The organism is Chryseobacterium sp. Tr-659, assembly GCF_011752975.1.
GTDB lineage: Bacteria > Bacteroidota > Bacteroidia > Flavobacteriales > Weeksellaceae > Chryseobacterium.
The window spans coordinates 306,606-330,213 of record NZ_VWWP01000002.1; the positions used below are offsets into that span (position 1 = coordinate 306,606).

General features: G+C 35.9%; 21 protein-coding genes. 9 read left to right on the forward strand and 12 right to left on the reverse strand.

The annotated features are described in order from the left end of the window. Positions 1-70 precede the first annotated feature (70 nt). The 4 genes from F3J23_RS05595 (at position 71) to F3J23_RS05610 (ending at position 4,054) form a co-directional block, all read left to right on the forward strand. Complete coding sequence (locus F3J23_RS05595; protein WP_167025395.1) at positions 71-1,150, forward strand: glycosyltransferase; 1,080 nt, start codon at positions 71-73, stop codon at positions 1,148-1,150. 67 nt (positions 1,151-1,217) lie between these two features. Continuing rightward, on the forward strand, positions 1,218-1,568 hold the full coding sequence (locus tag F3J23_RS05600; RefSeq protein WP_167025398.1) for a hypothetical protein: 351 nt from the start codon (positions 1,218-1,220) through the stop codon (positions 1,566-1,568). Between the two features lie 124 nt (positions 1,569-1,692). Then, the gene (gene lpdA / locus F3J23_RS05605) at positions 1,693-3,096 is read left to right on the forward strand and encodes a dihydrolipoyl dehydrogenase (protein WP_167025402.1); all 1,404 of its coding nucleotides are present in this window, start codon (positions 1,693-1,695) and stop codon (positions 3,094-3,096) included. A 106-nt stretch (positions 3,097-3,202) separates the two neighbouring features. After that, entirely contained in the window at positions 3,203-4,054 is an 852-nt protein-coding gene (locus tag F3J23_RS05610) for a DUF4476 domain-containing protein (protein ID WP_167025405.1), read from the forward strand. A 130-nt stretch (positions 4,055-4,184) separates the two neighbouring features. Here the strand turns inward: F3J23_RS05610 and F3J23_RS05615 are convergent, their stop codons facing one another. Next, a complete protein-coding gene (locus F3J23_RS05615; protein WP_167025408.1) occupies positions 4,185-4,631 on the reverse strand; it encodes a hypothetical protein in 447 nt (148 codons plus the stop codon). A 138-nt stretch (positions 4,632-4,769) separates the two neighbouring features. Here F3J23_RS05615 and F3J23_RS05620 point away from each other — a divergent pair, with 138 nt between their 5' ends. Further along, positions 4,770-5,594: a S1 RNA-binding domain-containing protein gene (locus F3J23_RS05620; RefSeq protein WP_167025411.1), complete on the forward strand. Its 825-nt coding sequence runs from the start codon at positions 4,770-4,772 to the stop codon at positions 5,592-5,594. 35 nt (positions 5,595-5,629) lie between these two features. Here F3J23_RS05620 and F3J23_RS05625 read toward each other — a convergent pair whose 3' ends face one another. Continuing rightward, positions 5,630-9,652 (reverse strand): T9SS type B sorting domain-containing protein, encoded by a 4,023-nt coding sequence (locus F3J23_RS05625; RefSeq protein WP_167025414.1) that lies wholly within the window; start codon positions 9,650-9,652, stop codon positions 5,630-5,632. A gap of 186 nt (positions 9,653-9,838) precedes the next feature. Between F3J23_RS05625 and F3J23_RS05630 the strand changes: the two genes are divergently transcribed. The 4 genes from F3J23_RS05630 to F3J23_RS05645 all read left to right on the forward strand — a co-directional run bounded on the left by F3J23_RS05630 (position 9,839) and on the right by F3J23_RS05645 (position 16,153). Continuing rightward, positions 9,839-10,432 (forward strand): TetR/AcrR family transcriptional regulator, encoded by a 594-nt coding sequence (locus F3J23_RS05630; RefSeq protein WP_167025417.1) that lies wholly within the window; start codon positions 9,839-9,841, stop codon positions 10,430-10,432. Between the two features lie 91 nt (positions 10,433-10,523). Beyond that, a complete protein-coding gene (locus tag F3J23_RS05635; RefSeq protein ID WP_167025419.1) occupies positions 10,524-11,891 on the forward strand; it encodes a TolC family protein in 1,368 nt (455 codons plus the stop codon). Between the two features lie 4 nt (positions 11,892-11,895). Further along, positions 11,896-12,957: an efflux RND transporter periplasmic adaptor subunit gene (locus tag F3J23_RS05640; protein ID WP_167025422.1), complete on the forward strand. Its 1,062-nt coding sequence runs from the start codon at positions 11,896-11,898 to the stop codon at positions 12,955-12,957. A gap of 7 nt (positions 12,958-12,964) precedes the next feature. Beyond that, entirely contained in the window at positions 12,965-16,153 is a 3,189-nt protein-coding gene (locus tag F3J23_RS05645) for an efflux RND transporter permease subunit (RefSeq protein ID WP_167025425.1), read from the forward strand. A gap of 244 nt (positions 16,154-16,397) precedes the next feature. On the opposite strand, the gene F3J23_RS05650 is transcribed toward F3J23_RS05645, so the two are convergent. The 10 genes from F3J23_RS05650 to F3J23_RS05695 all read right to left on the reverse strand — a co-directional run bounded on the left by F3J23_RS05650 (position 16,398) and on the right by F3J23_RS05695 (position 23,606). After that, the gene (locus F3J23_RS05650) at positions 16,398-16,844 is read right to left on the reverse strand and encodes a KTSC domain-containing protein (RefSeq protein WP_167025428.1); all 447 of its coding nucleotides are present in this window, start codon (positions 16,842-16,844) and stop codon (positions 16,398-16,400) included. Positions 16,845-17,017: 173 nt separating this feature from the next. After that, entirely contained in the window at positions 17,018-18,061 is a 1,044-nt protein-coding gene (locus F3J23_RS05655; RefSeq protein ID WP_167025431.1) for a hypothetical protein, read from the reverse strand. 207 nt (positions 18,062-18,268) lie between these two features. Further along, positions 18,269-19,033, reverse strand: coding sequence for a hypothetical protein (locus F3J23_RS05660; RefSeq protein ID WP_167025434.1), 765 nt, complete (start codon positions 19,031-19,033; stop codon positions 18,269-18,271). Positions 19,034-19,485: 452 nt separating this feature from the next. Further along, the gene (locus F3J23_RS05665) at positions 19,486-20,130 is read right to left on the reverse strand and encodes a DUF2306 domain-containing protein (protein ID WP_167025437.1); all 645 of its coding nucleotides are present in this window, start codon (positions 20,128-20,130) and stop codon (positions 19,486-19,488) included. A gap of 31 nt (positions 20,131-20,161) precedes the next feature. Further along, a complete protein-coding gene (locus F3J23_RS05670) occupies positions 20,162-20,698 on the reverse strand; it encodes a DUF2750 domain-containing protein (protein WP_167025440.1) in 537 nt (178 codons plus the stop codon). 47 nt (positions 20,699-20,745) lie between these two features. Then, entirely contained in the window at positions 20,746-21,327 is a 582-nt protein-coding gene (nudK, locus tag F3J23_RS05675; protein ID WP_167025443.1) for a GDP-mannose pyrophosphatase NudK, read from the reverse strand. Then, positions 21,314-21,673, reverse strand: a complete 360-nt coding sequence (locus F3J23_RS05680) for a DUF4406 domain-containing protein (protein WP_167025446.1) — start codon at positions 21,671-21,673, stop codon at positions 21,314-21,316. Before F3J23_RS05680 ends, nudK begins: the two co-directional genes overlap by 14 nt. Before the next feature lie 53 nt (positions 21,674-21,726). Further along, entirely contained in the window at positions 21,727-22,320 is a 594-nt protein-coding gene (locus F3J23_RS05685; RefSeq protein ID WP_194303837.1) for a Crp/Fnr family transcriptional regulator, read from the reverse strand. Positions 22,321-22,327: 7 nt separating this feature from the next. After that, positions 22,328-23,233 (reverse strand): TIGR01777 family oxidoreductase, encoded by a 906-nt coding sequence (locus F3J23_RS05690; RefSeq protein WP_167025449.1) that lies wholly within the window; start codon positions 23,231-23,233, stop codon positions 22,328-22,330. Positions 23,234-23,261: 28 nt separating this feature from the next. Beyond that, entirely contained in the window at positions 23,262-23,606 is a 345-nt protein-coding gene (locus tag F3J23_RS05695) for a hypothetical protein (RefSeq protein ID WP_185156430.1), read from the reverse strand. Between the last annotated feature and the right edge of the window lie 2 nt (positions 23,607-23,608).

Below are 23,608 nucleotides of genomic sequence, written 5' to 3' on the forward strand. Positions count from 1 at the left end.
TTTTCATAACAAAAAATCTTCGATCCCTGAATGCTTGACAGATAATGAAAGTTTTTAGTAACTTTAACTGATGAAAAAAATATCTGTCATATTTATTCTGCCGGACTTAGAAACCGGAGGAGCAGAAAGAATCGTTACCACCATAGCAAATCATCTTTCCCGGGATCGGTTTGAACCCAAGATTTTGCTGTTGCGTAAACGAGGCGGATATCTTAATTTTCTGAAAAAAGATGTCGAAATTATTGATATCAATACAGAAAGAATCAGACATTCACTGAAACCTATTTTAGGTGAAATTTACAGAAGAAAACCGGATATTGTATTTTCCGGATTTGGAGAAGTAAATGCCTATTTATCCTTATTTATAAAGCTTTTTCCAAGAACAAAGTTCATTGCCAGAGAAACAAATGTGGTTACTCAGCATGTAACCAGAAAAGAAATCAAATTCTTTTATAATTTCTACAATAATTATCAGAAAATCATTGCTCAGAGTGATGATATGATGAATGATCTTGTTGATAATTTTAATATTAAAAAGAAAAAAATCGTCAAGATCAACAATCCCGTAGATTTTGATTTTATTGATGATAAACTGGCTGTTTCCATTAAACCCAACTGCTATAAATACAATTATAAAAATGTAGTGGCTATTGGTAATTTATCTTCCAGAAAAGGGTTTGATAATCTGTTGAAGGTTTTTTCAAGACTTAAAAATGAAAATATACTTCTTCATATTCTCGGAGATGGAAAAGATAAAGACATCTTACTAAAGACGAAAGAATTTTTAGGACTCAAAAACGTGATTTTCCACGGAAGACAGGAAAACCCTTACCAGTTTCTGAAATATGCAGATCTTTTCATCCTCTCCTCAAGGTATGAAGGCTTTCCTAACGTACTTCTTGAAGCAGGCGCATGCGGAACCTATTCATTAGCGAATGATTGCCCGGGGGGAATTAATGAGATTATCCAGCATAATGTGAATGGTGAAATTTCAAATATTGAAAACTATGATAATTTTGCACAACATATCATGAGGGTTCTGCAAAGCAACTATAATCGCGATGCTATAAGAAATTCAATTAAATCAAGATTTTCGAAGAATATTATTCTGAATGAATATGAAAGGGTTTTGTTGGATTTAATGGAGTAGTATTTCCATAGTATTTGCCTTATGGGGCTTTATTTTCTTAGATTTGGCATCGATAAAATAAATGTCAATGAATAAAATTCCCCAAATAGGATGCGCTTGTGAAAAACCGGATTTTAATTATACTGAATTTAGAAGTTCGGAATTAGGTATAGATCATACCAACGGAAGATATGGAGAAGTAACAATTCAACAGTGCAAATTATGCCAAAGAATATGGATCCATTATTTTGTTGAATATGAAAGCTATTCGAAATCAGGAAGATGGTACAAAGGAATTGTTTCGAAAAAAGATCGTTCACAGATAACCCCGGAAAATGCAGTAGAGTATCTGGAAAGCCTTGAATGGTATGTTTACGGCGGTTCTTACTTCGAGAGCACAGGAGTCATTGGAAGCGGAAGTGTAAGAGTAGATTTATAACGGCTTTAATGTATTTAAATTTTTTTGATTCTAAAATTGATAAAACTCACTTTGGTGCTTAGTAATTTATATGTAAATTTGTGAGAATTAAGATAGATAATAATAAACAAATTCACACAATAACATGAGTCAATTCGATGTTACCGTAATAGGTTCTGGTCCTGGAGGTTATGTGGCTGCTATCCGTGCAGCGCAGTTAGGTTTCAAAACAGCAATTATTGAAAAATATTCAACTTTAGGCGGAACTTGTCTTAACGTTGGATGTATTCCGTCAAAAGCACTTCTTGACAGCTCTGAGCATTTCGAAAACGCAAAACACAATTTTGCAGGTCACGGAATTATCATCAACGAGCCGCAAGCAGATATTGCAAGAATGATCGAACGTAAAAACGAAGTGATCAAACAGAATACAGATGGAATCAGCTACCTGATGAACAAAAACCAGATTACCGTTTTTGAAGGAGTAGGAAGCTTCGAATCTGCTACTCAGATCAAAATTACTAAAAACGACGGTTCTTCTGAAACTATCGAGTCTAAATATACAATCATTGCAACAGGTTCTAAACCGTCTACATTGCCTTTCATTACTTTAGATAAAGAAAGAGTGATTACATCTACGGAAGCTTTAAATCTTAAAGAAATCCCTAAGCATCTAGTAGTAATCGGTGGTGGAGTAATCGGTCTTGAATTAGGATCTGTATACCTAAGATTAGGAGCTCAGGTAACTGTGGTTGAATTTATGGATAAAATCATCCCTGGAATGGATGGAGCTTTAAGCAAGGAATTGACTAAAGTTCTTAAAAAGCAAGGCATGAAATTTATGCTTTCTACAGCTGTTTCTGCTGTTGAAAGAAATGGAGATACTGTAAAGATCACTGCTAAAGATAAAAAAGGAGAAGAAGTAGTTGTAGAAGGAGATTACTGTCTGGTTTCTGTAGGAAGAAAACCTTATACTGACGGGCTTGGTCTTGAAAAAGCAGGAGTAGAACTTGACGAAAGAGGAAGGGTAAAAGTAAACGATCACTTGCAGACAAATGTTGCAAATATCTATGCTATCGGTGATGTTATCAAAGGTGCAATGCTTGCTCATAAAGCGGAAGAAGAAGGAGTTTTTGTTGCCGAAACATTGGCAGGACAAAAGCCTCACATCAACTATAACCTGATTCCTGGAGTGGTTTACACATGGCCGGAAGTTGCAGGAGTAGGTAAAACTGAAGAACAGTTGAAAGAAGAAGGAGTAGCTTATAAAGTAGGATCTTTCCCAATGAGAGCATTAGGAAGAAGCCGCGCAAGTGGTGATATCGATGGTCTTGTGAAGATTATTGCAGACGAAAAAACTGATGAGGTTTTAGGAATGCACATCGTAGGAGCAAGAGCTGCCGATCTTATTGCTGAAGGAGTAATTGCAATGGAATTCCGTGCAAGTGCTGAAGACATCGCAAGAAGTTCTCACGCTCACCCAACCTATGCTGAAGCCATTAAAGAAGCAGCATTAGATGCTACGGCAAAAAGACCTATTCATATGTAATACGATTGATTAAAAAAAATAATCATTTCAAGATAAAAAGGAGAAATCAATTTTGGTTTCTCCTTTTTTTGGCATAAAAATGGAGATTGATTCTAAAAAATTAGAAATGAAGAAGATTTTTATGAGTTCGATGCTTTTGATAGGCATCAGTTTATTTGGACAGGAAGCCGGAAAGGCAGGTGAGCTGCTAAAAAATGAAGCTTCCACAACAGAGATGAGAGCTCCTAACAGCGTAAACGGGAGAAATAAAATTTTTGATCAGGCAAAATCCGGAAACAATATTCCTCAGGGAAACAGAAGCAAAAATCCGAATTACCAATGGAACAGAAATTACGGATATGCAGAAGTGTTTCTCAGAATTCCCGAGCAGGGATTTTTTACCGTTGAGGTTGGAGATCAAATGATCGCAAACGGATCCGGAAAATACCGCTTTTTCGATTTACAATCCGGAAGAATGCCAGTATCAATCTATGAAAATGGTTTCCTGATCTACAGAACCACTTTAATGCTTAGAAATAACAACAGAGTAGTGCTTGATTTCTTCACGAATGAAGGGCTGTACCTGCTGGATTCCTATCCTGTACAAAATCAGTATGGCTTTAATGACTGGAATGATATCTGGAATAATCCTTACGGAAATCAGCCCGGAGATTGGTATAATGCAGGAAATGTAATGGATAACAATACATTCCGTCAGTTTTTTGAAATGATGAAAAGAAATGAAAGATTTGATGACGGTAAAATTGCTTTGATTAATCAACAAATGCGAAGCACCATGTTTACTTCCCAGCAGATCAGAGACCTTGTAAAGTCAATCAGTTTTGATAATAATAAACTGGCATTAGCTAAATCTATGTACAGGAACTGTGCTGATAAAAACAAATATTTTATGGTGTATGATGCATTTGATTTCGAAAGCAGCAAGAGAGAACTGATGGAATACATTTCAAAATTATAAAATTGGCTATTATTATGTCTCGCTGATTTTGCAGATTGAGCAGATGCTTATGAAAAATCTGCTTAATCTGTTTGGTCTGCGAGTCTATTTATTTTACGTTGCTGAAATCTTTGATTTTCCTGCCTTCTCGTTACATGATTTTTAGGTGATCATAAAATTTGGAATTTTTAGGAGCTATATTGAATTGTATTCCAAAAGTCATTCCCTTAAAGTATTTATCTCTGTGAATAGGAAAAGCATATCCTGTATTGAGGAATATTGCATTAAATAGTGAAACACCTATTCGTGGTTCCAATGAATACGGATTACCAGATATTCCAACCAACAATCCGGCACGTAGAATGTTGATATTCATCTCTGGAATAAACCTGTCTGTATCATTGAAACGGGTATAAAGTAGAGAAGGACCGACAATAATAGAGCCATCATAGCTGTCTCCAAATCTATATTCTAATCCTGCCTGCAGAACGTTTCTTCCGGTATATCGGTAAGAAATGTTCAATGCTGTTTTTTCCAGCAGCTGAGCCTTTGAAATGACCGCAGAAAAAATAAGAGATAGAATGAAAAATTTTTTCATGTTTCGTTTTTTTATTCAAATGTACATGTTTTAAAGCCTTGGTAAAAGATCAAAATGGATATTCAAAAGAATTATCATCGTATTAACTAGGTTGGCATCTTCAAATTTCCGTACCTTTGTCAGCTAATTTTATCATCAATGCAACTCGGAAAAACTCAGACTTTAACAATTTCAGAAAAAATTAATTCAGGATGGATCCTTACGGATGAATCCGGTGAGAAAGCTTTTCTACCCAAAATATTTATTCAGGAAGAAAAAGAAACGGGTGAAGAAGTTGAAGTTTTTGTGTATCAGGATGATGATAAATTAAAAGCTACTACAGAAATTCCATTAGCAGAAGTAGGAGAATTTGCAGTAATGAGCTGTGTACAAAGCCTCCCGAGTGGTGCCTTTATGGATTGGGGAATTATCAAAGATCTGTTCATTCCTTACAAACAGCAGAAAACAAAGATCATTGAAGGGAAAAGATATCTGGTTTATATTTATGTAGATGAGGATATGGAATTGATCACAGGGACTACAAAATTCAAAAGAAATCCGCAATATCAGGAGCTTCCATTCAAAAAAGGAGATAAAGTAGATCTGATCATGATGAATGAAAGTGAATTGGGCTGGAACGTTATCATCAATAAAGAATATATAGGATTGATCTATACTTCTGATGTTTTCAAAAAGCTATATCCTTTATCCGAAGAAAAAGGATACATTAAAGTGATCCGTGAAGATGGAAAAATAGACGTTTCTTTACAACCGGAAGGTTTTGAGAATATTGATGAATTCAAGCAGAAAATTTTGAACAAACTGGAAGAGAATTACGGACTTTTATATGTTTCGGATAAGTCTTCTCCTGAAGAAATCAAAGATGAGCTTCAGATGAGTAAAAAGAACTTTAAAAAAGCAATTGGAGGTCTTTATAAAGATAAGATCATTGATATCCAGGAAGACAAAATAAAATTATTATAAAATAAAAAACGGGCAGAAATTTCTGCCCGTTTTTGTTACTCTCTGTTCTTGATCAGAAGCCATCCGCTGTAGATTCTTCCGTCCGATACTTTTATTGTATACCAGTAATTTCCTGTAGAAATTGGATGCGAATCATATCTGCCATCCCATTGAAAAGGCTTGTTCTTAACAACTTCCTTATAAATGACAGCTCCTCTTCGGTCATATAAACTGATCTCTGTTCCTGGATAGTTTTCCAGACCTGCAATTCGCCACGTATCATTAATTCCGTCGCCATTAGGACTGATCGCATTCGGGATATTGAATATTGAAAAGTTTTTCTGACCAATAATACAACCTCCTTTTGTTCTCACATAAACTGTATATTCTCCCATGCTTAAATTCATAAAAACATTAGAATCCTGCCATGTAGAATTGTCCAGTGAGTATTCATAATTCCCGGATTGAGAAAGAATAACCGTTGCTGTATTGTTGGTAATATTCACTGAAACAATATGAGCTAAAACCGAATAGCTGACCTGTGTTGTACTTGTATTTTCACATCCGTAATTGTTGGTTACCTTTACAGTATAGGTTCCGGGAACTGTTACCGTAATGGATTGGGTTGTTGCTCCGGTATTCCATAAATAAGATTTAAATCCTGTGCCGGGGTCCAATACAATGGATTTACCTTCACAGAAGTCAAGTTTTTCAGGAAGATGAACAGCAGGCTTCGGATTAAGCGTTAATGTCAGCCGTACCATTTTAAAACATCCGTCTGCTGTAGCAACCTTTACAAGAATGAGTGTTGTACCCGTATTTAAAACATAAACAGAAGGATTGTTAATGATATTCCCGGCATTATCAGTGTAGGTGAATATATAGTTTGAAGGATTATTGATAATTCCGGCTTCATAAGAATGAAGATTAATCGTCATTGTATTGGCTGTACTAGTATTACAAAGCACCTGTGTAACATCTTTAGCCGGAACATTGTCTGTAGAAAGAGTTACAGATATTGCTAGTTTTTCAGATTCACAACCATTGATAGTTTGGGTTACATAGTAGGTTTGTCCGTTTACTAGTGGTGTTGATAATGGTAAAACATTTCCGGCAGCATTATAAAACTGTAATGAATTTCCTGTCACTACCAGCTTTTCCATTGTTGGATTAGCAGAAGCACAAAAATCCTGATTGGCATTTGCGGTTGGCTTTGGAGTGCTGTTTACTGTTGCCTGAACCGTTATTTTATTGCTCTCACAACCATTGATAGTTTGGGATGCATAATAAGTTTGTCCGTTAATTAAAGCCGTAGCAGGCAGTAAAATATTTCCTGCAGCATCATACCACTTTATATTCTGACCCGTAATCTGAATGTCTGATATTTTAGGGTTGTTGATGGAGCAGAATGTTTGCTGAGTATTGGCTGTAGGAAGAGCAGGAGAGCTTATGATTACATTCTGATTTTGAGTTGATGTATTTCCGTTTCCATCGTTATAGGTCCAGTGTATTATATAGTTTCCGGGGATTGAATAAGATAAAGGATCAGTCGTACTTGCTGTAATAGTCCCAGCACAGTTGTCTGCAGCAGTAGGAAAGTTGCTGATTGTTGTATGGCAGTCACCTGTAATATCTGCAAGGTTAGGCGTATTCGGGATCGGAGCGATGTTGTCACCTACAATAACATTTACTGTAAAACTTCCGTCACAAGCCCCTGCTCCGGTAATTTGACATGTATATGTTCCGGAATTTGCAATTGTTGCATTGGGAATAGTAGGGTTTTGTTGATTGGAAGTGAAGCCGTTGGGCCCGGTCCAACTATATGCTGTCCCTCCACTAGCATTCAGCTGAATGGTTGAATGAGTACAAACCGGAGAATTGGATGTCGCGGATATTGCTACAGCGCAATCATAGAATTTAGCAAAGTTATTATTAATCTGTGTTCCTCCTAATGTATAAATATTATTATCTTTTGCAAAGATGGAATGAACAGCTGAATAAAAATAAGTTCCCCAAATTTGATTTCCGATTGAACTAAACTTAGTGAAAAATCCCGAACGATAACCATTATTATTATCAGGCATATAACCGTTTGGTGTGGCTATTTGTATATTGTTTGTGGTTTGTCCGGAAAAAACAAGATTATTGTTATCATCCACAGAAAGCCCGAAAGCTTGATCATCATTTACGGAGTTACTTGTTGTTGCCCCGAAGTAAGTTCCCCAGATCTGGTTTCCTGCAGGGTTGAATTTAGTTAAAAAGATATCATCACCGAGATTAGAGGTGCGTATAGGCTGATGGGTGCCTGGAGTAGATATTTTTTCATTGGCATTTGTATTTCCCAATAGAATTATATTGTTGTCTTTGTCAACTTTTAGGTCTCGTACTACTGTTCTGCCTTCATCATAATTATGTTGAATACCATATGCATTTCTGCCGCCATAATAAGTTCCCCACAAAAATTGAAAATTACCATCTAGCTTAGCAAGATACATATTGCCCTGACCTATCAATGTCTGTTGATGTGTGCCTGCTGTTCCAGGGCCACTAATATTATATCCTTGATAAACATCACCGGCTACATAAATGTTATTGTTGGTATCCCTATCAATCTTTTTGATTCCCAAATCTTTCAAAAGAAAATAAGAACCATAAATCTGCTGTCCATTTGGTGAGAATTTTGCAATGAAAGAAACTCCGTTATATATGTTGGGGTTACTTTGTATACTTCCATTAGGTGTTGCAATACCATTATTTCCGGTAGAAAGACCTCCGATAATTACGTTTTGATTAGAATCCAATACTATTGAATTTGCTGTGTCATATTGATCTCCTCCGAAATAAGTTCCCCAAATTCTTACACCATTATCATTAAATTTCATAATAAAAGAATCAATATCATAGCCCATCCATTGTCCTTGGTAATTAGTGTGCTCTTTATGCGCTCCGGGAGTTGTTATATTGTTGGTGCCTCCCTGAGAATCTCTGGCTTGTCCAATAGCATATATTTCATTATCATTATTGATCGTAATATCTTTCAGAAGATTTGTTTCATCACCTCCGTAATTAAACTGATGGTTTCCTAAAAATACGCCCCAAATTTTGTTTCCTGATGGATCAAACTTACAGATGTATCCGTAGTTTTGAGAGTTGAAATCCATCGTTGTGTATGTATTGGTAGCAACATTATATTTGGCAATCGTTGTAAAGCTGGTATAAACGTTTTGATTAGGATTGGCTAATACTCTATAATATGTATTGGCCTGCCATACCCAATTTGGGTGATTTTTAATCCATATAGGGGTAGGTACAGGGTCAATAATCAAAGTTTGGGTAAAAGAATCCTGTTTTCCGACAAAGCCATAAGTATCTTCATTAATTTGTTGATAACTAACATTCGTCTCCTTCTTAGAATTTCCATTGGCAAGCCAAGAAAGAGGAATGTTTTCGTGCATATCTCCAAAACGAAGATTCATTATAATCTTCTTATCTTTTAGAGATGTTTTTACACCATTAAACTTCATTTTAATATCTGAGACTTTTCCTCCAGGTCTTACAATAAAATTATATTCAACCGGCTTCAAAGTATCTTTAGGTTTAAAGAAAACAAGATCGATATTATTGTAGATATTTTTATAAGTAATCTTTTTAAAACGATAAACATTTAAAATACCATTAGGCTTTCCGGGAACATTGTAAAAATTATCATAATCCGGAGATCTTTCCTCAGGAATTATTTCAGAGTTAAGGTTAGAACCAACTAAGTCTATATCTACTCTATGGAATTTATATCTAACCTGCTCTTGTTTTTGATCAGATGATTTTTGTTTTTTGTCAGAATGGGTTCCTGCAATTTTCTCCACTTGATATACATCATAAGAAAAACCATTGGAACGAAGCTGTACATTCAAGCCATTAGAAAGGAAAAGATATTTAACGTCTTTATTTTCTTTCCCCTCCTGATTAATAATCTGTCCCTTGTTTTCATAGAAATAATAGGAATTGTTTTCTGAGATCTTTTTTTGTGAAAATAGAAATGTTGTACTCAGTACCGAGAACAATATTAAAAGTTTTTTCATCAGGTTATTAATTTTTGCGGCAAAGATATAAAAACAGGCACCCCATTAAATATTAAATAATAAACTTTTAAGGGCTTATTTTCAAAAACATGACGGATGTCATAATAATTTTGTTTAATATTTTTGTTTAACAATTTTGTCAAAAATATTTTTTAATATAAATTTGCACAAATTTGTTTAACAAAAATGTCAAATCAAGCAAAAAAAGACCAAACACAGGAATTGATCAAGGAGACAGCGAAAAATTTGTTCTTTGTGAAAGGAAAATTTGATGCTACTACGCAGGAGATTGCAGATGAAGCCGGAGTAAACAGAACCCTTATCAATTATTATTTCCGTTCAAGGGACAAACTGATCCAAATCATCTTTGATGAAGCTCAGAGAGTAGAACAGGAGAAATCCAAGATCATCCAGAACGCTGATCTACCTTTTAAAGAGAAGATCAGCCAGTTCATAGAAAGCAGTCTTTCTACAAGTCTGCAGTATCCTTACCTGGAAACTTATATCGTTTCACAGATTAATAAAGGAACCTGCCATCAGAGAGAAATTGAAGAAGATATCCTGAACAAGATGTATGATGATATCGAAAAAGAAATGGAATTGGGAAATATTGAAAAAATGTCACCTGTTCAGTTTATCCTGAATATGGTTTCGTTATTGGTGTTCCCAAGTGCTATAAGGCCATTGTTTATGGAGAATCTCCTGATCAGTGATGAAGAATATGATAAGATCATTTCCGAACGAAAAGGGATTATTATCAATATGTTGTTTAAAAATTAAAAAAAATCTAAAGTATTTCTTACCATGATTCGTCATTTAGAAGGAAAATAACAGATGAAAATTAAGTAAAAAATAAACGAAGTATAAAATTATGAAAAGAAAACGTATAACTGCTAAGAAGCTAAAAATTGGGATAGCTGCAGCATTTATGATTTTCGGCTTTTCATCAGTGTCTGCCCAGCAGCAGGTTTCTCTGCAGGAGGCAATCAAACAGGCACTTCAGAATAAGGCAGAAGCTAAAAAGGCGGCCTTACAGGTCAAAAAAGCTGAATATAAGATTGATGAGGCCAGAGCCGGAGCTTTGCCTCAAATAAGTGCAACTATAAACAATACGTACAATCCTATTCTGCAAAAAACAGTTCTTCCAGGAGAAATTGTAGGGAAGCCCGGTGAACTTATTCCGGTTGCTTTCGGAACAAAATGGCAGTCTGTAAACGTAGTAACTCTTAATCAGAATATTTTTGACCAAAGGGTGTTTATTGGTCTTAAAGCAGCAAAATCCACCAGAGAGTTTTATCTTTTAAACTCTGATTTAACAAACGAACAGATCATCGAGAATGTAGCAACAGCATACTATCAGGTTTTTGTTCAGGAAGAGAATCTTAAAACCGTGCAAGAAAGCTACGCTAATACGGAAAGGGTGAGAAATGTGATCAAAAGCCTGGTAGATAATGGGTTAGCAAAACCTATTGATCTGGACCGTACAAATGTTCAGCTTACCAATATTGGTTCCAATAAACAACAGTTAATCAATGCTGTTGAGGTTTCAAAGAATTCATTGAAGTTCTATATGGGAATTCCTATTGAAAACGCTATTGAGCTTGAAGAAAAGGAAATTGTACCTCACCCTGAACTGCTGGCAACCAATGTTAATCTGGAAACCCGCTCAGAATTAAAAGTTCTGAATAAACAAAAGGAGCTTTTACAATACAGCAAGAAAGCAACGATAGCCAATCTTTATCCTACAGTAGGACTTACTGCTAACTACGGATGGCAAGGGCTTGGAAATAAATTTCCATATACCACAGGTTCAAACCAGGGAACCAACTGGGGAGATTATGCTTCAATTGGTGTAGCCATTAAGATTCCGATTTTTATGGGAGGAGCTACCAAGGCGCAGATTCAGCAGGCAGAAATTGATATTCAGGATCTGGATCAGGATATTGAAAACAAAAAGCTGAACCTGAGTTTGGATTACAAGAATGCTATTTCCAATATGGAAAACGCAATCATTAATATCCAAAGTATGAAAGATAATGTGGATCTGGCAGAAAAAGTACAGAAGAACACACAATCTAACTATCAATACGGTTTAGCAACTCTTACAGAAGTATTGGATACTGAAAATGCTCTCACACAGGCTAAACAAAATTATGCGAATGCATTGCTGGATTATAAACAAGCCGAAATCAAGCTGATTAAAGCAAAAGGAGAGTTAAATACGTTACAAAACCCATAATAAAATGAAAAAAACTTTAATATATATTATCGTAGCAGCTGTACTTGTAGGTTTAGCCGCTTATAAGATTGCCGGTAACAAAGAAAAGCAGACTCAGGAAGTAAAGGAAGTTGCCAAGCAGGTAGATAAGATCAACGTAAATGTTGTAACTGTAACCAGAGAAAATATTGATACAGATTACTCTGCCAACGGAACCTTCCTTCCTAAGCAGGAAATGAATCAGTCTTCTGAAATCGCCGGACGTATTGTCAGCGTTTTAGTAAAAGAAGGTTCAAGAGTAGGAGCGGGACAGGTATTGGCAACTATAAAAAGAGATGCTATCGAAGTTGATGTTAGCCAGGCTCAGAATAATTTACAAAATGCTATCATTGATAACCAACGCTATGAAAACGCTTTTAAAACAGGAGGCGTTACAAAACAACAGCTGGATAATTCAAGGTTACAGCTGAAAAATATGCAGGCTGCCGTTAAAGCACAAGGCGTAAGAGTAAATGATACAAGCATCCGTGCAGGAATCAGCGGAACAATTAACAAGAAAATGGTAGAACCGGGAACAGTTGTTTCAGTTGGAACTTCTATGTTTGAAATTGTTAATATCAACAGCTTAAAACTTTCCGTATTAGTAGATGAGAGCCAGATTGGAAAAATTCAGTTAGGTCAGGAAGTTCCGATCAAGGTGAATGTTTTACCGGAAGATTCATTCACAGGTAGAATTACATTTATTGCCCCTAAAAGTGATGCCTCTCTTAATTTCCCGGTTGAAATCGAAGTTCAGAACAGAGGAAACTTAAAAGCAGGGATGTATGCAACGGCTACATTCAGTACAAATAACGGAGCGGAAACTCAGAACATGCTGACAGTTCCTGCAGAAGCATTTGTGAATGGAGTAAGCTCAGGACAATTATTCGTTGTTCAGAATGGTGTTGCCAAACTGATCAAAGTTACAATTGGAAAAGTTTACGGAGACAAAGTTCAGGTATTAAACGGATTGAATGGAGGAGAGCAGGTAGTAACCAGCGGACAGATCAACCTGGATAACGGATCTAAAGTGAACATTATAAAGTAGAAGGTTTATGAAGTTAGCAGAAATATCGATTAAAAGACCATCGTTGGTTATTGTATTATTTACAATTCTGACGTTGGGAGGTATCCTGAGTTATACACTCATGGGATACGAATTGATTCCGAAGTTCGAAACCAACATGGTAACTATTTCCACGGTATATCCGGGAGCTTCACCCGCAGAGGTGGAAACTTCCGTAACCCGAAAGATTGAGGATGCCGTAGGTTCTTTGGAAAACGTGAAAAAAGTAGAATCTTCATCTTACGAAAGCTTATCCGTAATCATGGTTCAGCTGAATGATGGAGCCGATGTAGACTATGCTTTGAACGATGCTCAGAGAAAAGTAAATGCTATCCTTGCAGATTTTCCTACTGACGTAAAAGCACCGTCACTGAATAAATTCTCATTAGATGATTTACCAATTATTACAATGAGTATCTCATCCGATAAATTGAACAGTAAAGATCTTTATGATTTATTGGATAAAAAGATAGAACCTATTTTTTCCCGTGTAAACGGTGTAGCTCAGGTTGATCTTGTAGGTGGACAGGAGAGAGAAATTCAGGTAAATCTGGATGAGAAAAAGTTACAGGGATATGGCCTTTCAGTAGGGGATGTACAACAGGCGATTCTTTCATCAAACTTGGATTTCCCTACAGGTAGTTTGAAGACAAGAACTACAAAATCTACAATCAGGCTATCAGGAAAATACAAGTCGATTGCAGAAATGAACAATCTTGTTGTTTCCAATAAAAACGGAGCTCAGGTACGTCTATCTGATATTGCTACCGTTTTCGACTCTCAGAAAGATGTTGAAAAAGTGGCAAGATTCAATCAGTTCCCAACGATTTTGATGCAGGTTAAAAAACAATCTGATGCGAATGCCGTTGCCGTTTCCGAAAGTGTTCAGAAAACCATTAAAACAGTAGAAGAAGCTTATAAAGTTCAGGGTATAAAAGTGAAAGTAGTAAATGATACTACAGACTTTACCCTTGAATCTGCAAACCACGTAATTTTCGACTTATTCCTAGCGATTATTCTCGTGGCTATTGTAATGTTATTATTCCTTCACAGTATCAGAAACGCATTTATCGTAATGGTATCTATCCCGGCTTCATTGGTGGCAGCGTTCATCGGAATGAACTTAATGGGATACACGCTAAACCTTATGAGTTTACTTGGGCTTTCCCTTGTGGTGGGTATCCTGGTAGATGACGCGATCGTGGTACTGGAAAATATTTACCGTCACATGGAGATGGGTAAGAGTAAGATCAGAGCAGCATATGACGGAGCCTCTGAAATTGGGTTCACCGTTGCAGCGATTACGTTGGTAATTGTGGTGGTATTCCTTCCTATTGCCATGAGTTCAGGGCTTGTAGCAAATATCCTGGCACAGTTCTGCGTCACCGTAGTAATTGCAACCTTACTATCATTGTTAGCCTCATTTACCATTATCCCTTGGTTATCATCAAGATTCGGTAAACTGGAACATTTAACAGGGAAGAACTGGTTCGAGAAATTTATTCTTTGGTTTGAAGGATTAATTGACAGATTTACACACTGGATTACCGATATTCTTGAATGGTGTTTAAAAACAACACTCAGAAGAGTTTCTACAGTAATCATTACGTTCATTATCCTGATCAGTTCATTCTCATTAGTAATATTTGGTTTCATCGGAGGAGAATTCTTCCCGCCTATTGACCGTGGTCAGTTCCTGGTACAGATGGAATTGTCAAAAGATGCAACCATTGAAAAAACGAATCAATTGACATTAGATGTTGAGAAGTTTTTAAGAAATGATAAAGATGTTGTAGACCTTATTACTACAGTAGGGCAGCAGTCAACAGGTTTTGGTGGTGCTCAGGCAACAACTTATCAGTCCGAGGTTCAGGTAAACTTAACCGATAAATCTGAACGTTCCGAAAGTACCAACATCAAAGCTGCAAAAGTAAAAAGAGCTTTAGAAGAGAAATTTACAGGAGTTGAGTTCAAAACGGCTCCAATCGGTATCATGGGTGCGGAAAATGCTCCTATCGAGATGGTAGTAACCGCTCCGGATAACGCAACAGCGGTAAAAGAAGCAACAAGAATCTTGGAATTACTGAAGAAAGTTCCCGGAGCAGTAGATGCTGAATTATCAACAGACTCAGGTAATCCAGAGGTTCAGGTAACTATTGACAGAGATAAAATGGCTTCTTTAGGGTTGAATCTTTCAAGTGTAGGACAAACGATGCAAACTGCATTTAACGGAAATACAGATGGAAAATACAGAGCCGGGGAATATGAATATGATATCAACATCCGTTTCGGAGACGTCAACAGACAATCCATTGATGATGTTAAAAATCTGATGTTTACAAATCCTATGGGACAGCAGGTTCGTTTAAGCCAGTTTGCTGATGTGAAAATGGGTTCAGGACCGAGTTTGCTTGAACGTAGAGACAAATCTCCTTCAGTAAAAGTAAGAGCAAAAGCAGTAGGTAGACCAGTAGGAGACGTAGCAAACGAATGGGCAGCCAAGTTCATGGATGGTAAAGATAAACCAATTGGAGTAGATTATATCTGGAGTGGTGATATGGAAAACCAACAGGAAGGTTTCGGTACTTTAGGAATTGCATTATTAGCAGCTATTGTATTGGTATATCTGGTAATGGTATCACTGTATGACAGTTTCGTGTATCCGTTCGTAGTATTGTTCTCTATTCCGCTGGCAATGATCGGGGTAATGGTAATCCTTGCTCTTACAGCCAATTCATTGAACATCTTCACTATGTTAGGTATGATCATGTTGATTGGTCTTGTAGCGAAAAACGCGATTATGATTGTTGACTTTACGAATGCGAGAAAAGCAGCCGGAGCCACTACTCATGATGCATTGATTCAGGCCAACCATGCCCGTCTTCGTCCGATCCTGATGACCACCATTGCGATGATCTTCGGTATGTTACCGATCGCATTGGCAACAGGTGCAGGAGCAGAAATGAATAAAGGTCTTGCATGGGTAGTTATCGGTGGTCTTACATCGTCTCTATTCCTTACATTGATCATTGTACCGGTAGTATACTCTTTATTTGATTCTCTTCTGAGAAGAATGGGACAACACAATAAAGTAGACTACGAAGCTGAAATGAAAGCAGAATACACACACAGAGAACTGAATGAAGACGGATTTACTCCTAAGCATTTAGATAAATAAATTTAACCCCTTAATTAACCGGAAAACCGTATCAATTTTTTGATGCGGTTTTTTGTTGGCTTTAAAAGACAAATAATACAAATGTTTTGCCTTGGTGTTCGTAATATATGAGATTAAAAGATCATTCTTTGCGAGCATAGCGTTAATAAAAATATTTTGGACTTTAATCAAAATTAAAACCTCTTCAAATTAAAAAAGCTTCCAGCAAAAACTGAAAGCTCTTAAATATCGTAATATAAAAAAATTAATCTGCCATAGCCTCTCCTGACTTTCTGTAGACAAAATTTCCATAGATATGTCTTCTTGCAAAACGGCTTGGTGAATCGGCATTAATCATTTTGATATAAGTATTTTTAGGAACACCCATATATTCATACATATTTCCGTTAAGGTGCTGAACCGTTAAAATCGATTTTTCAAGATAGAAATCCTGAATATTAGATTTTGTTATCGTTTCTGTATATTCTTCCTTATATTTCTCTTGTGTTTCCGGATTGATACTTACCAAAAAGTGGTAGGCTTCGATTACAGACTTACTTTTTTCCTCTGCTTCCAGTTTTCCAGCCTCGTTGTTAATGAATTTATCAGGATGTGTATCTTTCATCACATTTCTGTAAATAGTTTTTAATTCCTTTAAAGTAACATTTTTATCAACTCCAAGAAGTGTCCTGTGCTCACCAATTTTTTTCATATCTCTAATCCTTATTTTCGGGGTGCAAAATTACGGAAATAAATTCAGAAAATCATAACTTATTCATTATTAATTTATTTGGTGTTTTTATTCTTCACAATAATCATTTATAGTCTGGTTATTGTGCTCATTATATAGTGTTTAGCAGTCCTTATCATCGTCAGTCTTTACCATCACTTTGCATGCTGATCCCAGCGTTCATGTTTGGCTTTAACTGAATTCAGCTTTGTTGTACTGATTTGAGGTTCAATCTTATCGGTAATATCAGAGAAGTAATTGGTGGTATCATATTTTTTCAAAAGAAAATAAAGATTTTCATTTAAAGCCAGGTCATTGGGTTCATATGAAGTATCATAGGCAATAGTGTTTATCAGCTTCTTTGCTTTTTCCGTTTTATATTGAAGAGTGGCAATTGTAAGATCTTCAAGTTCAAAAAAAGAATCATCAGCACGGAAAGTTTTTCCCTTGATAATTGTATTGTTAAACTCTTCTAAGATTGGGAAATAAGATGGTAGAGGATGTTTTTTAATAAACTCTACAGAGATGTTCATATGAATAGGGTACGACTTGTTTTGCCTTGCTCCTCTGTATAGAAAATCTTTAATAAGAAGACTGTCTTTCGGCTGATTATAGTTGGCCATATAATTTAGCAGTGCCAAATCTCCAAGATTGATATCTTCTCTTTTTCTTTCGATGAGTTTTCTGATTTCCGGGTAAAATTTAGGATCTGGATTATTTACATTCTCGTACAGATAAGAAAAAAGGTAGCCTTCAAGATGGTGCTTGTGTTCGAAATCTTTTAAAATGGCTGTAAAAAGTTGTTCTTTCTGTTGATGAGTAAAAATATTTTTCCTGCTTATGGTATAAAACATCATGGCATCAGGAACAGTCTTTTCATCAATCGTATCATAGCTTGTATGAATGTTGAGAATCTTCTGGTTGTCAAGATTCTTCATTAAAACTTTAAAACATTCCTCAGGATATTTTTCTACCAGGATATTGAAAAAATATAGTGCGACCTCTGGATTTTCGTGTGAAGAAAGGTCAATGATCTCCTTCTTTGAAAACTTTGTCAGAAGATTATTTTTGAATACAGATTCATATTTGATATCACCAGAAGATGTAATCTGCTGAATAATGTCTTTCTGGTTCTGGTTATAATCACAAGATGTAAACGTAAGAAAGAGCAGGAGTGAAATACTGTATCTGATTTTCATGGAGTATTAAGTTGTTTATATTTTTTCAGGATATCTTTTATATAATGACCCCTGTGAAATTGAATGAACTAATCAATAGCAAAAAATATTCCCAAGAATTTTCTTACTGCCATCATGCCTGTTTTTCGCCAAATATTTATTAAAAAAAGCAGTATCTAAGTGATACTGCTTTTTATATTATGATCTATGAATGTCTACATTCAAATTCTAAGGTTCATCACAATTTCTTTTCAGCTTTGTAAAGAGCTTGTCAAAGTCTTTGTAAGCGGTTCCTTCATCATTTCTTTTCGGTCTGAAGCTGCTGTTAGCACAATTATGGAAGCCAAGGCCAATAAGATCAATCAGAGCATAATCTTCTTTCTGAGGGTCATTCATCTTGGCATTGAATCTTGTCATCACTCCCTGAGGATCAGCGTTGTTTTTACTTCTTACTTCAATGTAATTTTTCCATGCAGCATACATCTTTTCTTTATCAGGAGAAGAGATAGCATCAATATGCTCTCTGCAGGTGTTGTAGAATTTACTGTTTTTAAGGGTTGAAGGATCAGAATAGGCATTAATTTCCTCTTTATTCAACTGATATTCGTTTTCAAAAGACTGTATAGTTTCATCCTGAAGCTTTTTCCACATCGGAAGGTCTATTACTTTAAGGCTGTAAAGTTCTTTTTTCTTTTCCTGATACTGTTTTTCAAGATCCTGTAAGTAGGCTTCTCTGTTTTGTCGGATTTCTTCAAGATTGGAAAGCTTAAAAACAGGACGCGTATCAAACAGTACACCGTTAAATTGATACAAAAGCTTATTAACTCCGTCTATTTCCTCCTTTTTATATTTAGCAGAATCAAAATATCCTTTGTTGTCACAACTGAAAGTCTGATAGCTGTAAGGTGTCAGATTGTTTGTTTTTGCTGGAGCTTTTTGTCCCCATATAGTAACGGATAGAGCCAAAGAAAGCCCGATCATCATTTTTTCCATGTACATAACTAGTTGAAAGAATCCGAATTTTCTGAATTTCCTACAAAATTAAGGCTTTAAATTCGAAATCTAAAGGATTAAATAGATTTTCTCAATTGATTTTCCAAATTTTATACGAATTTTATACCATATTTCTTCAGTAGATCTTTAATGATTTGGTATTCGTAAGATTATCAGCGGGTTAATGGTATGTTAGCCTTGAGAATTACTTCTTATTAAGATCCTCAATTTATATTTCACCATATTTATGTTTTAATTTTTATATTGCAGATAAATTAATAACATGGATGTCATATTGCTTTACCTGATCCTGAGTCTGCTAATTTTTGCAGGAGTTGCCTATATAATCATGAAATTTTGTAAAAGATGGACGTCGAAAACGCGCTTTGGAGTCTATTTAAATTTTCTAATTTTCGTAGTTTCATTTATTCTGCTGGTGTTCATCGGGTTGGTTATTGTTGATAAGAATGTTTCCTTTGAACGATAATGAAACAGGCTGCCAGCAGGTTAATTATAAGAGCCAGCCATACATTGAGGCCGTAAAAAAGCTCATAATCATGATACTCTTCATTGTAGAATAAGTTCTTAATAATTCTGAAGGTGATGGCAGTGGTTGTTACTGCATAGCTCAACATCATATACACTTTATGCCTGGTAATATTTCCTTTTCTGATGGAAAGTACAGCCGTTATTGTGAAATAAGCCCAAAGGATATCCTGAATAATAAATCCTGTAATACCAATGAATCCACCATTGGAGAACATTCCGAGCACAAAGCAGGCGGGAACATTAATGACAAGAATATTATAAACATAAATTTTACCAATAACTTTGTGTAAACGTCTGTTATCTTTTAAAAACTGATTGGAAAATTGAGTTAAACCAGCCAAAAGACAAAGAGTAACTGAAAAAATATGAATGTAGAAAAAAGTCATCCAGTAAGGATTTCCGACTACCTGTTGCTTGAAAGCCAGAAATCCTGTATTTTTTTCAAGAGAAGTATACTGGAAGATCGTTTTCAGCATCAGAATACTGAAGAAAATGACGCAAAATGCAGCCATCACCTGAATGATCCTTATTGCCAGTGATTTTGTCATTGAATGCTGTCTGCGGCCTGATTATTTTATTTTAATCCTTTAGAACTTCTCTTATTTGTATTCCCAGCTCTTCCAGGCTTTCAAATTTTCTCAATTCTAAAGATTTCCCTTTTTCGCTAAATTCCTCTACAATATCCAGTATCAGTTCCAGTGGTTCCGCTTCATAGCCGAACAGATTGCTGTCGAAATCAGTTCCTACGATCAGTCCGTCCTTATTCATTCCCAGACACCAGTTTTCAATAAATTCGTTAAGAGGTACAGAAGATACCTCATACTGATTCCATTCATTTTCTATACATGATTTTGCCCTTGCCGCATCTGACCAGAAGCAGATAATCTGTACCGGTTCACCATCTTCATATTCAATTTCGCTGGAATAGGACGTGGCATATCCTTTTTCACCTTTTAACGCATAAACGGTTTCTGTTTCACTGATTTTTTTGATGAAGTCTTTATGACGGTTTTGAACTGTAATGTGATCCTGAAGCATAAGGCTGAATTGATAGTTGTGATGTTTTTTTATTGTATTAAGTTCGAGAGCCGGAGTTGATCGTCTCTTATTCCGCAAATTTATATATTTTACTCTTTCATTTATGATTATCTATGGGCATTTATTTAAAGAATTCCCTTTAATCTCATATGTTGCAGCAGCATAATCGTTTTTGCATCTCTGATTTCCCCATTATCAATCATAGCAAGACTTTTTTCGAAAGATAATTCCAAAACTTCTATGTTTTCTCCTTCCTCTTCCAAACCACCGCCGTCATTGATTTTCATATCATTGGAATATTCAGCAATGAAGAAATGAAGAATTTCCGTTACAGAACCGGGTGACATATACGCTTCAAATACCTTTTTTACTTTGGATATTTTATACCCCGTTTCTTCCTCGGTCTCTCGTTTTATACAATCTTCGGGATTATCATTATCCAAAAGTCCGGCGCAGGCCTCAATAAGCATTCCTGTAGAATTTCCGTTGATGTAGGTTGGCAAACGGAATTGTCTGGTCAGAATAACCGTTTGTGACTGCCTGTTGTATAAAAGGATAACAGCTCCGTTTCCACGGTCATAAGCTTCTCGGCTTTGGATTTCTGTAGTACCGTCTTTTTTTAAGACCGAATAAGTGACTTTGTTTAGAATGTACCAGTTATCTGACAGAATTTCAGTTTTCAGTATTGTAATTTCAGGATTTTGCATTTGGGATATCTTCAATGTTATAATAAATAGTAAGGCCTCTTTCTCTTGCAATTCTTACGTCTTCATCCGCTCCTTTTGAAGCACCTTCTATACGCAGAACGGCATCACACTTTTCAAGAAGACCATGAGCAACAGGATATTGTATTTCCTGCCATGCTTCATCACCAATCTGTGTGGAACCTGCAAGGTGTATCAAAGGCAATGCTACCCATTCTCCAATGATAGGAACATGTCCTTTCCTGAAGATAGGTAAAGCTGCAGATTCAAGATGGTGAAGGTTCTGTTGAATTAATTCCGGATCATCATTTGTTCCGCTGCGGTAAGGTCCTGCAATAAGTATTAGCATAATTTTTTTTGAGTAAAATAAAAGAACTTATATCATAAAAAAAATAATATAGTTTAAGAGCAATTGTTTTTTTGCTTGCTGGATTTAATAAGACTTAAAAATTCCGGAGTAATACCAAGATAAGAAGCAATCTGCTTTTGTTTAATAAGCTTTACTGCTTCAGGGTATTTTTGAAGAAAATTATAATAACGTTCTTCCGCAGGTAAAGAAAGATTTTCAATGGTACGGAGCTGTTCTCTTATATATGCATTCTGCATAATGATTCGGAAAAATCTTTCAAATTTCGGTACTTTGAGGTAAAGCTCTTCCAGATGATCTTTTGGCAATTGAAAAATGACACTTTCTTCCAGTGCTTCAATATTCAGTATAGCCGGCTTTTGGTTGATGAAGCAATACATATCAGTGATCCACCAATCGGAAACCGCAAACATAATAGTAGATTCCCTGCCTGAAGTGTCCAGATGAAATGCTCTTAATATTCCGGACTGAACAAAACTGATCTCTTTACAGGGCTGTTGCTGCTGTAATATCAACGTTTTCTTGGCAATCTTTTTTTCCTTCAAGAGAGAAAGAAAATAGGAGGTTTCCTGATTACTTAGAGAAATATGTCTGGAGATGTTTTTTAGAATTAAAAGATTTTCTATCATAATGATACTATTTTTTTAATAAATCTTTTAAAGCATCATTCAGATCCGGGAATTTAAAACGAAACCCTGCTTCCTGTATTTTTTGTGAAGAAGCTCTTGAACCTTCCAGAATTGCAGTGGCCAGTTCTCCAAATAATAATTTTAAAACAAATCCAGGAACATTTGGCATGAATAATGGCTTGCCAAGTTCTTTGGCGATTTTTTTTGTCAAATCAATATTGATAGCGTGTTGAGGAGCAACCGCATTATAAGGTCCTTTTACTGTCGAATTTTTTAATGCAAATTCATAAATAGAGCAAATATCATCAATATGAATCCAGGGCATGTACTGCTTACCGCTTCCCAGGGGAGATCCAATATAATATTGAATTGGCGGGACCATTTTCTTCAAAGCACCGTCTTTTTCGGAAAGCACTACAGCAGTCCGGATTTTAACAATTCTTTCCGCCAGATTTTGTTCCAGAAAATCATCGGCTGCTCTTTCCCATAATACTACAACTTCACTTAAAAAATCATTGCCAGGAGGATCATTTTCAGTAAATATTTTTTCTGAAGTCTCTGTACCGTAATAATTGATTCCTGAAGCAGAAATAAAGGATTTGAGCTTTATATTTTTCTTTTTTAAAGTATTTCTAAGCAGCTCCGCAGAATCAATCCTGCTGGATATGAGCTCCCTTTTTCTCTCAGGAGTCCAGCGTTTTTCCGAGATATTGGCCCCTGCCAGATGAATAATATGAGATACATTTTCAAGGGCAGTTTCATCAATACTTCCTTTGTTGATATCCCATTCATATTCATTACTGCGTTTCTTTTTCCTGGTCAGAAATCTTAATTCATAATCGTTTCCTATTTTTTCAGCCAGCTGCCGGGCGATCATTCCGCTGGCACCAGTAATGAGAACAATTTCTTTCATAATTTAATATTTAAGATAGTGGAGAAGGCTAAGCCTGATTTTTAACGATCAGAATAAAATCATCTTCCAGTATTTTATACCCATAATCATAGATGAATTGATATTCGGATCCGTTCTTATAAATTTTAAAATTGGTGAAATAATCAAAATCAAAACCCAAACTTTCTAATTTGGACTTAGTTACCTTTGTTTTACCTTCAGTATTTACTTCCACAAGGATACGGTAGTTTTTACGGAGTTTGTTGTTCACATTCCGCATCAGGTTGCTAGAATCCTTATTCTGCTTGTTGTTATAGGCATTTCGGCAGGCATCATTGCAAAACTTTTTATCAGACCTTCCGATGATTTTTTCACCACATTCCAGACAGTTCATGA

Excerpts from the sequence above, each read along its gene's own strand:
- F3J23_RS05635 (WP_167025419.1), top strand. The coding sequence starts at position 10,524 with ATGAAAAGAAAACGTATAACTGCTAAGAAGCTAAAAATTGGGATAGCT.
- F3J23_RS05620 (WP_167025411.1), top strand. The coding sequence starts at position 4,770 with ATGCAACTCGGAAAAACTCAGACTTTAACAATTTCAGAAAAAATTAAT.
- nudK (WP_167025443.1), bottom strand. The coding sequence starts at position 21,327 with ATGCAAAATCCTGAAATTACAATACTGAAAACTGAAATTCTGTCAGAT.
- lpdA (WP_167025402.1), top strand. The coding sequence starts at position 1,693 with ATGAGTCAATTCGATGTTACCGTAATAGGTTCTGGTCCTGGAGGTTAT.
- F3J23_RS05610 (WP_167025405.1), top strand. The coding sequence starts at position 3,203 with ATGAAGAAGATTTTTATGAGTTCGATGCTTTTGATAGGCATCAGTTTA.
- F3J23_RS05595 (WP_167025395.1), top strand. The coding sequence starts at position 71 with ATGAAAAAAATATCTGTCATATTTATTCTGCCGGACTTAGAAACCGGA.
- F3J23_RS05615 (WP_167025408.1), bottom strand. The coding sequence starts at position 4,631 with ATGAAAAAATTTTTCATTCTATCTCTTATTTTTTCTGCGGTCATTTCA.
- F3J23_RS05695 (WP_185156430.1), bottom strand. The coding sequence starts at position 23,606 with ATGAACTGTCTGGAATGTGGTGAAAAAATCATCGGAAGGTCTGATAAA.
- F3J23_RS05690 (WP_167025449.1), bottom strand. The coding sequence starts at position 23,233 with ATGAAAGAAATTGTTCTCATTACTGGTGCCAGCGGAATGATCGCCCGG.
- F3J23_RS05640 (WP_167025422.1), top strand. The coding sequence starts at position 11,896 with ATGAAAAAAACTTTAATATATATTATCGTAGCAGCTGTACTTGTAGGT.
- F3J23_RS05600 (WP_167025398.1), top strand. The coding sequence starts at position 1,218 with ATGAATAAAATTCCCCAAATAGGATGCGCTTGTGAAAAACCGGATTTT.
- F3J23_RS05645 (WP_167025425.1), top strand. The coding sequence starts at position 12,965 with ATGAAGTTAGCAGAAATATCGATTAAAAGACCATCGTTGGTTATTGTA.
- F3J23_RS05650 (WP_167025428.1), bottom strand. The coding sequence starts at position 16,844 with ATGAAAAAAATTGGTGAGCACAGGACACTTCTTGGAGTTGATAAAAAT.
- F3J23_RS05680 (WP_167025446.1), bottom strand. The coding sequence starts at position 21,673 with ATGCTAATACTTATTGCAGGACCTTACCGCAGCGGAACAAATGATGAT.
- F3J23_RS05630 (WP_167025417.1), top strand. The coding sequence starts at position 9,839 with ATGTCAAATCAAGCAAAAAAAGACCAAACACAGGAATTGATCAAGGAG.
- F3J23_RS05655 (WP_167025431.1), bottom strand. The coding sequence starts at position 18,061 with ATGAAAATCAGATACAGTATTTCACTCCTGCTCTTTCTTACGTTTACA.
- F3J23_RS05660 (WP_167025434.1), bottom strand. The coding sequence starts at position 19,033 with ATGGAAAAAATGATGATCGGGCTTTCTTTGGCTCTATCCGTTACTATA.
- F3J23_RS05625 (WP_167025414.1), bottom strand. The coding sequence starts at position 9,652 with ATGAAAAAACTTTTAATATTGTTCTCGGTACTGAGTACAACATTTCTA.
- F3J23_RS05685 (WP_194303837.1), bottom strand. The coding sequence starts at position 22,320 with ATGATAGAAAATCTTTTAATTCTAAAAAACATCTCCAGACATATTTCT.
- F3J23_RS05665 (WP_167025437.1), bottom strand. The coding sequence starts at position 20,130 with ATGACAAAATCACTGGCAATAAGGATCATTCAGGTGATGGCTGCATTT.